Annotated in this window: 12 protein-coding genes and 1 tRNA gene; 11 read left to right on the top strand and 2 right to left on the bottom strand. The window is 60.7% G+C overall.

Annotated elements, in window-relative coordinates; translation table 11 throughout:
• Positions 1 to 571: 571 nt before the first annotated feature.
• Positions 572 to 1,063, bottom strand: coding sequence for a hypothetical protein (locus BV106_RS39145; protein ID WP_265596365.1), 492 nt, complete (start codon positions 1,061 to 1,063; stop codon positions 572 to 574).
• Here BV106_RS39145 and BV106_RS39140 point away from each other — a divergent pair.
• The 11 genes from BV106_RS39140 to BV106_RS34005 all read left to right on the top strand — a co-directional run bounded on the left by BV106_RS39140 (position 1,058) and on the right by BV106_RS34005 (position 13,566).
• Positions 1,058 to 1,456, top strand: coding sequence for a hypothetical protein (locus BV106_RS39140; protein WP_265596364.1), 399 nt, complete (start codon positions 1,058 to 1,060; stop codon positions 1,454 to 1,456). The two genes, BV106_RS39145 and BV106_RS39140, sit on opposite strands and share 6 nt — an antisense overlap.
• 504 nt (positions 1,457 to 1,960) lie before the next feature.
• Positions 1,961 to 3,067, top strand: a complete 1,107-nt coding sequence (locus BV106_RS34050) for a class I SAM-dependent methyltransferase (RefSeq protein ID WP_265596363.1) — start codon at positions 1,961 to 1,963, stop codon at positions 3,065 to 3,067.
• 200 nt (positions 3,068 to 3,267) lie between these two features.
• Positions 3,268 to 4,365, top strand: a complete 1,098-nt coding sequence (locus BV106_RS34045) for a substrate-binding domain-containing protein (protein ID WP_265596362.1) — start codon at positions 3,268 to 3,270, stop codon at positions 4,363 to 4,365.
• A 510-nt stretch (positions 4,366 to 4,875) separates the two neighbouring features.
• A tRNA-Arg gene (locus BV106_RS34040) sits at positions 4,876 to 4,949 on the top strand.
• 215 nt (positions 4,950 to 5,164) lie between these two features.
• On the top strand, positions 5,165 to 6,118 hold the full coding sequence (locus tag BV106_RS36920; protein ID WP_063768052.1) for an AraC family transcriptional regulator: 954 nt from the start codon (positions 5,165 to 5,167) through the stop codon (positions 6,116 to 6,118).
• 152 nt (positions 6,119 to 6,270) lie between these two features.
• Entirely contained in the window at positions 6,271 to 7,266 is a 996-nt protein-coding gene (locus BV106_RS34030) for an alpha/beta hydrolase (protein WP_343123390.1), read from the top strand.
• A 110-nt stretch (positions 7,267 to 7,376) separates the two neighbouring features.
• The gene (locus tag BV106_RS34025; RefSeq protein ID WP_038172586.1) at positions 7,377 to 7,772 is read left to right on the top strand and encodes a cupin domain-containing protein; all 396 of its coding nucleotides are present in this window, start codon (positions 7,377 to 7,379) and stop codon (positions 7,770 to 7,772) included.
• Positions 7,773 to 7,804: 32 nt separating this feature from the next.
• Positions 7,805 to 8,371 carry a DapH/DapD/GlmU-related protein gene (locus BV106_RS39185; RefSeq protein ID WP_038172574.1) on the top strand — a complete coding sequence of 189 codons (567 nt, stop codon included), beginning with the start codon at positions 7,805 to 7,807 and terminating at the stop codon, positions 8,369 to 8,371.
• Between the two features lie 143 nt (positions 8,372 to 8,514).
• Positions 8,515 to 8,856: a cyclophilin-like fold protein gene (locus BV106_RS34015; protein WP_265596361.1), complete on the top strand. Its 342-nt coding sequence runs from the start codon at positions 8,515 to 8,517 to the stop codon at positions 8,854 to 8,856.
• A 697-nt stretch (positions 8,857 to 9,553) separates the two neighbouring features.
• Positions 9,554 to 11,710, top strand: coding sequence for an ABC transporter ATP-binding protein (locus tag BV106_RS34010; protein ID WP_038172570.1), 2,157 nt, complete (start codon positions 9,554 to 9,556; stop codon positions 11,708 to 11,710).
• Positions 11,707 to 13,566, top strand: coding sequence for an ABC transporter ATP-binding protein (locus BV106_RS34005; RefSeq protein ID WP_038172568.1), 1,860 nt, complete (start codon positions 11,707 to 11,709; stop codon positions 13,564 to 13,566). Before BV106_RS34010 ends, BV106_RS34005 begins: the two co-directional genes overlap by 4 nt.
• Before the next feature lie 151 nt (positions 13,567 to 13,717).
• Here BV106_RS34005 and BV106_RS34000 read toward each other — a convergent pair.
• On the bottom strand, positions 13,718 to 14,687 hold a 970-nt coding region (locus BV106_RS34000; RefSeq protein WP_038172566.1), incomplete at its 5' end, for a hypothetical protein.

Here is a 14,687-nt window from a genome sequence, read left to right as displayed (position 1 = left end):
CTGAGAGGCTGGTGATCTCGTGTTTGCATAACGGCAACCCTCCACGCCAACGGCGTGATACACGACAGCCCGGGGTCAGGCCGCGAAGCGGTTGCCACCCCGGGTATCGATGGGATGGCAATGGAACTCCAACGGAGTTCTACAGTCCGTCCAGATCACTCGGAGACGCTCTTCGTGCATGCGGTGGACACCTCAGGGATGCGGCCACGGTTTGTAGAACTCACTTCGGAGTTCCGGTTAATTTGCCCATGCACCCAGGGTGGCGGCTCGTGCCTCGCCTGACCCTGGGCTACTTTGTATGACGCCTTTGGCGTCAGGGCACCCTCGCGCGACTACGGCGAGACCCATTAACCTGACTCGTATGCGCCTCGTTGCACTCGGTCGACCGAAGCCTATTCATGGTGAACCCTCCAGGTTCGTGGTTCAGCATCTCGTCTCGTGAAGGCTCATGAATCTCGACTCCCAGAGATTGCGGCAACTTTCATTCTCCTGCCAACAGACGCCCCACCCGTCCGGCGTCTCATGCGTCAACCAAGCACTAAGAACGAAGCACTAAGAACCAAGAACCCCTCTAAGCCACCTTCGGCCGGAGCTGATGGGCCTGTGCCTTCCCGCTTGGGCTCGCTTGGGCCGCAGCATGGGCCGGCGCAGGCATTTTGACCAGGCCTATCGTGGCCCGGCGCACCACGTGGTAGTGGTGCTGGCTCTTGTGGCAAACGGTTGTTTCAAAGTAGAGATCCATGGCGGCCTTCCGCTCTTCTTCGGAGTAGTCGTGCCAGTAGATCTCCCACAGGCGGTGTTCCTCATCCACATGCACGTCGTAGCCCAGTTCGGCCGCTTCCTGCCCCATGCGGTGCAGGGTGCGGATGAGACACGCGGGTTTCATCATCATGAGCAGGCAGACGTAGGCGGGCATCACCTTCACCTGCCGGTGCCACACGGCATCCCAGCACTCGGGGCTTACGCAGACGTCTATCAGTACGCCGTTCTTGTAGTGAACGCCCAGTCCGTGGACGGCCAGTTCATAAGTATGCACCACATCAGAGAGGGTGCCGTCATGCACGGCATTGCAGGTGATCTCAATGAGATGGCCTTCCAGGCGGAATTTGAGAGCGTGCGGATGCTGGGCATCGGGCACCAGAGAGGCCCCTCGCTGAATCAGGGCCTGGCAGAGCTTCATCCGGTCTTCTGCCGTGCGCACCCAGAGGTCCACATCGTGGACGGGCAGGCTCTTCTTGAGCAGCGGCTTAAAGGCACTTCCACAGAGAAATATCTCGCCGGGAAATCCATGCGGGAGGAGAAAATGAAACAGCCGCTCAGCATGCGCTTTAACACGCCTTTTGAAGAGGTGGCAGAACATGGAACTCGGACCCTCCGGTTTGGTTTTTATAAACTTGGGCCGAAATTACCAATTTTTCAGCGAATCGGCAAGAAGTATTTCGGAATTGTAAAATAAACCTCAATAATGAGGAGGATTTCTTAAAATTTGGAGAGTGAATTCTCAGGGTCCTGCATGAGTTTTTAAATGATTTACCATGTCGAGGTCGAGCAAATTCTCCGGACGACCCATAAACTGACGTAAAATATTTTGGTTCGCGTCCAAATTCGCCCGCTAGAGTCGGCCGTCTTGCCATAGACAGCAGAATTTGGTATTCTCAAAACCATCACCAAAGTGGAGGCCAAGGAGTGCACGAAGAAGCTGCCTCGGAGCCGGTTCGACGGGACCCAGCGGGGGCCAGCCAGAGCCTTTCCCCGGATCGTGTTTATCTAGTACTTCAGGGCCGCGCTCCCGCTGCCAATGGCCATGCGGTAGGGGAGGGTGAGCCTTTCTCCCATCCGCTGGAAGGGAGCGAGCTGGCGAGGAGCCGTGACCCAGACAGCTGGTGCCCCTTTGCCCCTCTGGCATCACTCCTTTGTGGGAAACTTCACGATTTTAGTTCATCGAACCCAATCCGCCGCCATGCAAACATCCACCCTGCCAGCTTCGTCAACCGGGTCATCTGCCACCATGCCGCCGGTGGATGAGAAGAAACTCAACGCCTTCGTGGGCAAGATGGTGGGGGACCTCGGGGCCGCCGCCAGTGGTGCCCTGGTGCTGCTGGGGGACCGGCTCGGCCTCTATGCCGCCTTGGCCGGGCAGGGGTCCGCCACCTCCACCCAGCTGGCGGAGCGCGCGCATTGCTATGAGCGCTACGTGCGCGAGTGGCTCGCCTGCCAGGCGGCCTCGGGCTATGTGGACTATGACTCCGCCACGGAAACATTTTCCATGAACCCGGAGCAGGCCGCCGTGCTGGCGGATCCGAATAGTCCCGTGGCGATGGTGGGTGGCTACTTCGCGATGGCGTCCATCTACATCGATGAACCGCAGGTGGAGACCGCCTTCCGCACCGGGCGAGGTATTCCGTGGGGAGACCACCACAACTGCCTCTTCTGCGGGACCGAACGTTTCTTCCGCCCGGGCTATGAGGCCAACATCGTCCAGCACTGGCTGCCGGCGCTGGATGGGGTGATCGCCAAGCTGGAGCGCGGGGCGCACGTAGCCGATGTCGGGTGTGGCTGGGGAGCCTCCACCTTCATCATGGCGCGAGCTTTCCCCAAGTCGAAGTTCACCGGCTTCGACCTGCATGCGGAGTCCATCGAGGAATCCAACCGCAAGGCCCAGCATGCCGGGCTAGACAACCTCAAGTTTGCCGTGGCCTCCGCCCAGAACTTCACGGGTCTGGAATACGATCTCGTGACGGTATTCGACGCTCTGCACGACATGGGCAATCCGGTGGGCGTGGCCTCCCAGATCTGCCGTCATCTCAAGCCGGACGGCACGTTGATGCTGGTGGAGCCCATGGCGGGCGATTCTCTTTCCGCGAACCTGAACCCCGTGAGCCGGGTCTTCTACGCTTTCTCCACCATGATCTGCACTCCCTGTGCCATGAGCCAGGGACTGGGAATCGCCCTCGGTGCGCAGGCTGGTGAAGCCCGCCTGCGCAAAGTGTTGGAAGAGGCCGGGTTCACCCGCATCCGCCGCGCTGCCGAGACTCCGTTCAATATGATCCTGGAGGTAAGGCCTTAGCTCGGTAAATCAGTGATTCGGTAATTCAGTAAGCCAGTAGTTCAGGGACTCACTGGACCTGCATCCTGGAACCCAATAGCTTGTAATGGCCCCTCTCAAGCCCAGCTGTCTGGCGTCTGGATAGATCTTTTCGGATTTTGTGATTTTGATCTCGCGCCATCGCGGTTCAAGATGGCGGGATGCCGATGCCCTCATCTGACATGTCTCCTGAGCCCGCCAGCCGCCGCGCCGCCCTTGCGATGCTGGGCCGTCTTGGTCTGGCGGTAGGGGCAGGGGTGCCGATTCTGGGGTGCAGGAAGCGGGATCGCAGTCAGCCGCAGCCGGATCCTGCGGCGCCGTCGCTGCCCGAGAAGCAGGGGGTGTTTGGCAAAGACTCTACCAAGCGGCCCAAGGTGGTGGTGTTTCTGGACTCGCTGGAGACGCCTATGCGGAATTTCCAGCAGGTGCTGACGGAGCGCCTCGTCCGGTCCCGCGCTGGGGTGGATCTGGTACAGATCCGGGCGCTGGGGAACGTGCAGCGTCAGATCTCCCAACTCCGCACGCAGGTTGCCCAGGGGGCCACTCATCTGTTCGTGTTCCCGGTGGATGCCCCGGCGCTCGTGCCTGTCCTCACCGAGTTGAAGGCTGCGGGTGTTATCATCATCGCGTTTTCCAAGGACCTGCCGGAGAAGGCCTGCACCACCGCGCTCTATGTGGAGGAGGCCAAGATCGGCGATCTGGCCGGGAGCTTTGTCGTCTCGGCCCTCCAGCAGAAATCGGCCGATGAGGGGCGGCCGGAGACCGTTGGTCGGGTGGTGCAAATTACCGGACCAGAGGGCAACGCGTATTCGAAGGCGGTCTCCACCGCCTTTCAAGCCGCGTTGAAGAAGGCCCCCGGCGTGGTCCTGGTGCATGATGCCCCCGCCAACTGGGCGGCGGAAGAAGCCGGTTACCGGTTCAACGACGCCCTGCGCCTCCAGAAGCAGTTCGATGTGGTGTTCTGCCACAGCGACTTCATGGCCTTCGGTGCCTCGCGCGCGGCCCGGGTGGCCCAGCCCCCCGTTCGTGACTCCCTTTTGATCCTCGGACTAGACGGCAACCCCGGCAACGGAGGTGGCCTCAGCCTTGTGGTGGGCTCGGAAATTGACGCGACCGTGCACGTCCCACCTCTGGTGGACTTCGCCTGGGACATCTGCGTCAAGATCCTCGACGACCCCACCTACACGCTCAAGCCCCGCTATGAGCTCCTGCCCGTCCTCGCCTCCGGCGACCTCGCCGCGACGCTCCAGAGCAAAGGCTCGCCGAAGCCGAAGCTGTGAGGGTGGGGAGGGGGAGTTGAGATGTGCCGCAAGCGGCACGTTGAGACGCTGCGCTGGTTGAGACGCTGCGCTGGTTGAGACGCTGCGCTGGTTGAGACGCTGCCGCTGGTTGAGACGCTGCCGCTGGTTGAGACGCTGCCGCTGGTGTAGGTGACATGGGCGTCCCGCCTGTGCGTGCTACCGGCATCCTGCCGGTGGGGAAGCTCAGCGCAGATTGGCAATCGGCATCGTTCACCGGAACGAACGAGCTGTATCCTCACACGAAGGCACAAAGACACGAAGGATTCAGGCGGCTTTGCCGAAGCTCGGCTGCTCAGGTAGGTAAGCTGAGGCAAGTCGCAAGCCTCTTCACCTGAACGGGATCGCAGCATTCCAGGCCCCAACACCTTCTCCGTCCTCAACTTTCCCGGGCTCAAAAAAATCTGAAAAAATCTCTGCCCGAAGTTTGACAAAAAGCGCTTTCCGCCTATTCTTCCAATCCCTCGCCGACACGATCTGCGAACGACACAAGCACCCGTAGCTCAACGGATTAGAGCATCTGACTACGGATCAGAAGGTTTCAGGTTCGAATCCTGACGGGTGCGCTTTTTCTCTCCTGAAAGGTGATCAGATCAAGATCCCTCTGCGAGCTTCCTGCCAGACTAAGGAGTTGCTAGTTGCTGTTAGCGAACCCTGTCGGTGGGTTCTGCTGTTGTTGCCGTCAAAGCGCGTTTCCAGTTTCAACCTGCATGATGCCAGCGGCGGAAAGGGGGGGGGTGGAGAGTTGCCTCTGAAGGTGAGACTGGCTATCGTGGCTTCGATGGAAGTTCCGCCCCGCACATCTGCTGAGGAGCACCGCAACTACTTCCCAGGGAAGATGATCCATCTGGGGGAGGGGCCGGCGTGGCAGAACATCCTGGTGGAGATTCACACGAGGCCGGCGGTGGGAAGAACAATGCTCATCCCGGCTGTGGCTGAGCCGCAACTGCACTGGCAGATTTCCGGCCATGTTGTCTGTGAAGACAGGGAGTTGGGAGGGAAATGGAATACGCATCGCGTGGAGCCAGGGACTCTGTTCTTGATCACCTCGCCGGACCCTTACGAGCTAAGGTGGGAGTCCACCGGACCGGACCCGATCATGGTCATGCATGCCACGATCGGACTGCCGCTTTTTGGGCGGGCTGCCAAAGAGCTCCTGGGGTCAAGTGCTAGAACCCCTCAGTTGAAAGAGTTCAACGGCATTCGGGACCCCGTCATTGTTTCCTTCCTGGAGATGTTGCGGCAGGAGCTCTGCGAGCAAAAAGTTGCCAGCCCGTCGTTCGTACAAGGCATTGCTCAGAGTCTGGCAACGCACCTCGTCCGAACCTACCGGGACGACGAACACCCTCGCCATCATCGGTCCAGCTCACTTCCCGCGTTTCAGCTGCACCGCATCTTGAAGATGATGGACAAATCTCTCGCTGAAGGAATCAACGTCGGAGCCTTGGCAGCGGCGGTCGAGATGAGCGAGTCGCATTTCTCCCGCCTGTTCAAAGGCAATACTGGATTCTCTCCCTCCCAGTATTTCATCCGTCTCAGAATGTCGAAGTCGCAGGAGCTTCTGCGCGATACCGCGAGACCCATCATTGAGATCGGCATGGATGTGGGCTACACGAGCCCCAGCCATTTCGCCCATGTGTTTCGCAAGGAGACCGGACTCAGCCCTCACGAATACCGGGAGCGGACAAAGAGCGATGTGTCTCCAGACGATTTTAGCAGAATCGCGACAGGCTGAGCAGAACCACGAGAGCAGGCGGGTACTCAACCGGGTATCGTGGTCTCACCATGAAGAAGCACCACGACACACCTTGCGAAACGTCACCTCTGAACCCGCCGCACCGCCCGCGTCGCGGATGGCGGAAAGTGACCCGCACCATGATCGCCGCGATGAGCCTTGTTTTTGCTGCGGAGGGCCCTGTCATTGCGCAAACGGAGGGTGAATGGGATAAAATTTTCCCCAAGAGCGCAAAGGTCGATCACAAGAAAGTCTCTTTCAAGAACCGCTATGGCATCGCCTTGGTCGCAGACTTGTATCTACCAAAGGACCATCGCGAGCAGCGGTTGGCGGCCATTGCTGTAGGTGGCCCTTTCGGCGCGGTGAAAGAACAATCGTCCGGATTGTATGCGCAGACGATGGCGGAGCGCGGATTTGTGACCCTGGCCTTTGATCCGTCCTATACGGGTGAAAGCGGTGGCCAGCCCCGTCATGTCGCATCGCCGGACATCAATACCGAGGATTTCAGCGCCGCGGTGGACTTTCTCGGCTTGCAACCCGAGGTGGATCGCGAACGCATCGGGATCATCGGCATTTGCGGCTGGGGTGGCATGGCTCTGAATGCCGCGGCTGTGGACAAGCGCATCAAAGCCGTGGTGACCAGCACGATGTATGACATGAGCCGGGTCATGTCGCGAGGGTACAACGACAGAGTGACCCTGGAAGAGCGCACGAAAACGCTGGAGCAGCTCAGCCAGCAACGCTGGAAGGATGCGGAGAAAGGAGAGCCGGAGCTGGGCCCTCTCTTCAATGTGCTGAAAGGGGGGGAGCCGCAGTTCATGGTGGACTATGCCGACTACTACAAGACGCCACGCGGATTCCACCCCCGCGCGATCAATTCAAACAGCTCATGGACGATCACGAATCCGCTGTCCTTCATGAACATGCCGATACTGACCTACATCAAGGAAATATCGCCCCGTCCGATCCTCTTTGTACATGGGGAAAAGGCTCATTCGCGCTACTTTAGCGAGACTGCCTATGAGGCGGCGGCGAAGCCGAAGGAACTTCTCATCGTCAAAGAGGCGAACCACGTTGATCTGTATGACCAGGTGAAGGTGATCCCCTTTGACAGGATCGGAGAGTTCTTTACTGCGAACTTGAAATGATGCCTCGACGGCAGTTTCTGGGAGCATTCGGGATGCACGTGGTCTCAAGCTTGCAGGCCAGCATCCTTCCGGCGCCCAAAAGCACACCCACCCAAGCAGAGGATTCCACCATGAAAATCAGCCGTAATGGATCGCGCCCATCCAACAAAGGCCCCGCTGAGTGGTTCACGGGAGCGGTGCGCATTGACATGTTGTTCCAGCCCGAATCGCCCGCCAGGACCTCTGCGGCCACGGTCACCTTCGAGCCCGGCGCACGCACGGCCTGGCACACCCACCCGCTCGGCCAGACCATTGTTGTCATCTCTGGATTGGGCTGGGCGCAGTGCGAAGGCGGGCCCGTGGAGGAGATCCACCCCGGCGATGTGGTCTGGTTCCCGCCCGGGGTGCGGCACTGGCACGGTGCCAGTGCCAGCGTCGCCATGAGCCACACCGCCATCAATGAAGCACTGGAGGGCAAGGTGGTGGAGTGGATGGAAAAGGTCAGCGATGAACAGTGTCGGCGATAGTCGAGCCCCCGGCCTTAACCCTTCCTTAACGCATGAAACTACCGACCGATGTTTTTGCGCGGCTTCGGAACGGCGAAACCATTCCCGCTGATGATCCCGAATTCGGCAAGCTCATGGACGCCTCCTTTGCCACGCGGAAGTTGCTGCTGCGATTGAACCAGTCCGCAGACTCTGCGGAGGCGCGCCAGCTTCTGAGCCAGATCACAGGCAACGAGATCGACGCAAGCACCGCGATCTTTCCACCCTTCCATGTCAACTACGGCAGGCACACCAAGATCGGGAAACGCGTCTTCATCAATTTTGACTGCGTCTTTCTCGATCTGGGAGGGATCACGATTGAGGACGACGTCTTTATCGCCCCAAGAGTGAGCTTGCTCACTGAGGGGCATCCTGTATCTCCTGAAAACCGGCACTCTCTCACCGCGGCACCCGTCCTCATCAAAAGAAACGCCTGGATAGGCGCGAATGCCACCGTCATGCAGGGAGTCACCATCGGGGAAAACGCCGTCGTCGCGGCCGGTGCGGTGGTGACCAAAGACGTTCCCGATAACACGATTGTGGGCGGTGTCCCTGCCAGGATTCTCAAGTCCATCGCATGAAACTGCCAGTCGTCACCGTCCTCTCGACAATGCTCCTATCCATTGGCGTCCCAGCGGTGTGCCAAGGAGACCCGCCGCCGGATGCTAAGATGGCGCCGCGGAGTGAGACATCCAGCGCTGGAAAAAACGTGAATGCAACTCGCATGAAGATCTGGATCGGAGGGAAGTCTTTTCCAGCCACATTCGCCGACAACCCTGCTGCGTCTGCTTTTAAGGCCCTGCTGCCTGCAAGCTTTGATATGACTGAGTTGAACGGAAACGAAAAGCTCTTTCGACTTCCATCCCGCCTGCCTTCGAATGACGTGAACCCGGGGACAATCAGGGCGGGTGACCTGATGCTGTGGAGTTCAAACACCCTGGTGCTCTTCTATCAGACCTTCCCTACTTCTTACAGTTACACAAGATTGGCGCACATCGACAATGCCGAGGGACTCTCCGCTGCCGTCGGAAAGGGCGGTGTCACCATCAGGTTTGAGTTGGAATAGTCGGTCGGTGGATCCCGACTGCGGTAGTTTAATCTAGAACCCGAGGGCTGTTTCAAAAGATTCGCGCTCCGGATTGAGGGAGAGGTCGCTCGCTCCGGCCAAGGGTGCCAATTTCATCTGAAGAGCTTCCGGTGAAGAAGGAAGGGCTGGATCTGCTGCAGGCAGAACCAGCCCGTTTTCATTTTTGGGGTCGCCGCCTGAATGCGTGCTGCGTTTTGGGGCCTCCAGCGAGGGGGAAGAGCTCCTGCTCGACCACCGTCCACCCAGTCGGTCTCAAAAACTTCTTGCCAGTCTCAATTCCCCGTGACAATCTAGCGGCGTTATGAACGCGATGCTCTTCCCGTACTACGGCGTCTCCTGGAACAATCCAGGGGTGGAGAGCTGCCTGATCGCTGATTGACTTGATTCCCTTTTCGAGATCCGTCCAGCCAGTTCCTCCACCAAAGCCAGTGAGCGGGTGGCAGACCGGACCAGATCGAAAGTGCAGGCATCTCGTCTAGGAAGGAACGCCCCCGCTGCCGCAAAATCGGTCAGTGCCCCTTTGTCAGTGTTCCTCTTCCGAAAGCTTCTTTCGGCATCCCCATCAGAATCCGCCTCTTCGCCTCTCTGTCTGTTTCCGTCTTCGTCCCAGTCTCCCGACTTCGTTCGTCAGTTCCTGCTCACGCATTGCAACGCTCTTCCATAGCTCTCCACTCCCATGGGAAATTCATCCAGTGATTCATCGCCATCTGACCTAGCCGCCTCTGATACAGGGGGGCAACCGGTCGCCGATCCAGACTCGTGTACCAGCCCGGACTTGGATTCGGGTTCGAGTTCCAAGTCCCAGTCCAAGTCTGAATCTGGGGCCGAGGCAACATCCGCCGCCGCAGCTGCTCCTGCTCCTGCGGCGGCTCCGGCCAAGCCTGCTGTGTTGCATCGGCCCGCAGCCCTGCTCTGGAGTCTCATGCAAGGGTTCCGCAGCCAGTATGCAATGGCCATTGCGGCGTTGCTGGTCTTCACGGCGATCAACTACCTCATCCCGCTGGTGGGCAGTGCGACGATCGACTTTGCCCTGACCTCCGGCGTGCTGCCGGGAGTGACCCCGGCCAAGGCGGCACCGGAAGCGGTGCTCTCTTCGGTATTGGTGTCCTGGATGGGGGGAGCGGATCTGGTGCGCAATCACCTCTGGCTGCCAGCGCTGGTCATGGTGGGGCTGACGGTGCTCGCGGGTGTCTTCAGCTACCTGAAGGGGCGGTTTGCCGCGCAGGCCTCGGACGGTATTGCCCGGCGGCTCAAGGACCGGCTCTATGATCATCTGCAACGCTTGCCGACCCGGTACCATGACCATGCCGAGACGGGTGACCTGATCCAGCGTTGCACGTCTGATGTGGAGACGCTGCGGATGGCCCTCTCCACCCAGGTGGTGGACATCAGCAATGCCATCCTCTTGCTGCTCACGGCGTTGCCCTTGATGCTGTTGCTTGATGGCCGGATGACGGCGATCTCCTTTGTCCTTGTGGTGCCGATTGTTCTCTTTGGCTACATCTATGTGGGCCGGGTGAAACACCTGTTCCGCGAGGTGGATGAGGCGGAAGGACAGGTGACACGCGTGGTGCAGGAGAACCTGACCGGCCTGCGCGTGGTGCGGGCCTTTGGGAGGCAGAGCTTCGAGATCAACAAGTTCGCCAAGCCGAACCAGCTCTACCGGGATCGGAGTCTGCGCCTGTTGCGCCTCATGGCGTGGTATTGGTCCACCTCTGACCTCATCGTGCTGATCCAGCAGGGGATCGTCCTCATTGCGGGGGCCTGGTTCATCTCCCAGGGCACGCTCTCGGTGGGCACGCTGTTTGCCTTCATCATGTTCCTGAACATGCTCCTCTGGCCGGTGCGTCAGATGGGCCGCACGCTCACGGACCTGGGCAAGGCCACGGTGGCGCTGAACCGCATGGGCGAGATCCTGAGCGAGGCGGAGGAAAGCAAGCGGGAGCCTGCCGGAGTGCATCCAAATCCTTTCCGGGGTGGCATCGAGGCACGGGATCTGGTGTTCGACCACGACGGCAAGAGCGCGGCGCTCAATGGCATCAGCTTCACGGTGCGACCAGGTGAAACTCTGGCGATCCTGGGGCCTTCGGGTTCAGGGAAATCAACCATCATGCACCTGCTGCTGCGGCTCTATGACTACCGCTCCGGCTCGATCCGCCTGGACGGTCAGGAACTCACCACCCTGGACCGCCAGTGGGTGCGCTCCCAGTTCAGCGTGGTGATGCAGGAGCCTTTCCTGTTCTCCAAGACGATTGGGGAAAACATCCGTCTGGGACGCGAAGGCGCGGCCAAGGAGGAGATCCAGGAGGCGGCGCGACTCGCAGACATTCACGATACGATCAACACCTTCACCGCTGAGTACGGCACCCTGGTGGGTGAGCGTGGGGTCACTCTCTCGGGTGGTCAGCGTCAGCGTGTGGCCCTGGCTCGTGCCCTGCTGCGGGAGACGCCCGTGCTGTTGCTGGATGATGCCTTGAGCGCGGTGGATGCGGAGACAGAGACGAACATCCTGCATGCCCTGCGCAGTCGCCACGGCCAGCGTACCACGCTGGTCATCGCCCACCGGCTCTCCACCCTGGCACATGCCGACCGCGTGATCGTGCTCGACAAGGGCCGGATCATCCAGGAAGGCCGGCCGGAGGACCTTCTGAAACAAGAGGGGCTCTACCGACGACTCTGGACCATCCAGAACGCGGCCCAGCAAGAGATCCTCGACAACGAGCGGCCCGTCGCTGCAACCTCGGCCGCCCCTGCGGCCAGTGCTGCCCTGGCCTCCGCCTCCGCCCATGCTTCTGCCACCCCGGCCTCAACTCCCGTCCCTGCCAGCCGATGAAAAACGAACCTCAGGAAGATGTCTTCAGTGAAAAGCTTGATCTCAAGCTCTGGGGACGCGTGTTCCGGCATGCCCTGCCGTATAAGAAATTGTTGACTCCTCTAGCCATCGCCGCCGTGGGCATCGCCCTCTGCGATGCCAGCTTCGCGCTCATCACCCGCTGGACGGTGGATGCCGTGGCCCAGCAGCAACAGGTGAACCTGTGGCCCTACGCCACCGTGTACTTCGTGGCCGCCCTGGCGCTCTCCATTGGAGTCTGGATGTTCATCAACGCGGCGGGCGGGCTCTCCAACAACATGAGCCACGACATCCGACAGGAGTGCTTCAAGAAACTCCAGGAACTGGAGTTTGCCTACTTTGACCACCGGCCCACCGGCTGGTTGATCTCACGGTTGACCTCCGACTGCGACAAGCTGGCCCGCATCATCGCGTGGGGCACGCTGGATGTGCTCTGGGCGGTGTGTCTGGTGTTCATGATCGCCGTGGTGATGGTGGTGCTGCAACCGCTGCTGGGCCTGCTGGTGCTCTCCGTGGTGCCGCCGCTGGTGTGGGTGAGTGCCGTGTTTCAGAAGAAGCTGCTGCTCAGCTCCCGCGAGACGCGGAAGTACAACTCCATGATCACGGCCTCCTACGCGGAGGAACTGCAGGGGCTGCGGACCACGAAGTCCCTGGTGCGGGAGAATGAGAACCAGCGGGAGTTCGAGGTATTATCCACCCACATGTATGGCGTTTCCATCCAGAACGCCCTGCAGTCGGCGGTGTACATTCCCATCGTGCTCACTCTGGGCAGCGTCGCGGCCGGTATCGCCCTGTGGCGAGGTGGCGCGGATGTGATGAGCGGCACGCTGAGCCTGGGCACCCTGGTGGCCTTCATCTTCTACGCCGGGCAGTTCTTCAACCCCATCAACCAGATCGCGCAGACGCTCGTGCAGATGCAGGGCGCGCAGGCGGCGGGCGAGCGGGTGCTGAGCCTGCTGGCCACCATGCCGGAGATTCGCGACCACGAGGAAGTGTGCGCGCGACTGCACCTGTGGGACCGGGCCGACCGGCCTGCGGAGCTGGCGCCGGATGGCTACGAGCGCGAGATCCGCAGCGTGGCCTTTGACCATGTGGACTTCTCCTACCAGACCGGGGAGCCGGTATTGAAAGACTTCAACCTCAAGGTGGAAGCTGGTCAAACCATTGCTCTGGTGGGGGCAAGCGGTGGGGGCAAGAGCACCATCGTGAACCTCGCGGCGCGATTCTATGAGCCAACTGGCGGACGCATCCTGGTGAACGGGCGGGATCTCCGCGACCGCAGCCTGGAGTGGTATCATTCCAACCTGGGCATCGTGCTCCAGGGGCCGCACTTGTTCAGTGGCAGCGTGCGGGAGAACATCCGCTATGGCCGGCTGGATGCGACCGATGCCGAGGTGGAAGCCGCCGCCCGCAGTGTGAATGCGGACAGCTTCATCCGGGCGCTGGAAAAGGGATATGACACTGATGTGGGCGAGGGCGGCAATCGCCTTTCCACCGGTCAGAAGCAGCTCGTGTCCTTCGCGCGAGCGCTCCTAGCCGATCCGCGCATCTTCATCATGGACGAGGCCACCTCATCCATCGATACGGAGACAGAGCAACTCATCCAGCAGGGGCTCAAGGCGATCTTCCACGGCCGCATCAGCTTCGTGATTGCCCACCGGCTTTCCACGATCCGCGGGGCGGACCGCATCCTTGTCATCGAGAAAGGCCGCATCCTGGAAAGCGGCACGCATGACGAACTCATGGTCGCTCGCGGGCATTACCATGCGCTCTATACCCAGCAGTTCAGGAATGAACAGGTGGAGCACATGCTGGATGTAGGTGTGCTTAGTGCTTAGTGCTTAGTGCTTAGTGCGTGGGTAGTGGAGTGATGGAGTGATGGAGTGATGGAGTAGGGGGGGGGCTTGGGCATCTTGCGATGTCGCAAGCCCTTGGTGCCCCCAGCTGCTGCGGTCCTCTGCACCTGTTTCCCTCAACACGTGCCTCTTCTTAAGGAGCGCTTGATTCAGTGCGGGTGTACGCCTGGTAGGGATCGCGCCCTGCGAGGGCTGGTTCTTTTGGCTGAATGGGGCGTGCTTCGGCCGATGGGGGAGGCGGTGTGGGTGATGTGGCCTGTAAGGCTTTCAAGGGGGCTACCTCTTGGGCCAGGTCGATACGTGACAGGGGGGCTGGCGACGGAGACGGGGCCTCCGGATCTGCGGGCCAGCCCTCTGCCTGTCCGGCAGCGGCAGCGGCCATGACCTCGGCCCAGAGTGGAAAGGCGACGGTCCTGGACCAGGCCTCCGGCCCGAGGGTTTGTGTTTCATCGTACCCGATCCAGACGGCGCAGGTGCGGTGGCGGTCGCCGCCGATGAACCAGGCATCCGTAAAGCCGTGAGCGGTGCCGCCCCAGCCTGCGAGTCCTTTTCCCTCCAAATGGCGAGCCTGAAGGTCGGTCTGGAATTCGGGGCGGAGCAGATGCTGCACCAGGATCTTGCGGATCTGGTCTGCCGCCGCCGGGGCCAAAGGGGACGTTTTGCTGGCGCTCGCCGCTGTGGGCTGGTGGGTGCCGCGCTCGGAGATGGCTGCGGTGACGAGGGGCATGGCCGGGGGCAGATCGCCCGAGCTCGTGAGAGCCACATAGGCACGCGCCAGGTCCATGAGCCGCACGGGGCTGTTGCCTAGTACCACGGATGGGTATTCCTGAAGAGGGGACGTGAACCCGCAGTCTTGCAAATGTGTCTGCACCTCCCGGAGGCCCGCTTCCATGGCCAGGCGCACGGTGGCTCCCGTTTTGCCTCGACGTAGGCCGTCGAGAGCCGGGAGGTAGCCTTCATAGCGAAGGGTGGTTGTTTCCGCGGCCCATTCGCCCAGCAGGCCTTCTTCCCCGCCGATCATGACGCGGCGGTTGTCCATGGGACCGTCCAGGACTTGAGAGGCCGTGATCTCCGGTCGCACCGTGAGGATGGCCGCATAGGCC

The organism is Verrucomicrobium sp. BvORR106 (assembly GCF_000739655.1).
Taxonomy (GTDB): domain Bacteria; phylum Verrucomicrobiota; class Verrucomicrobiia; order Verrucomicrobiales; family Verrucomicrobiaceae; genus Verrucomicrobium.
Note: the sequence above shows the minus strand (reverse complement) of the source record. Positions and strands in the feature narration are given on the sequence as shown.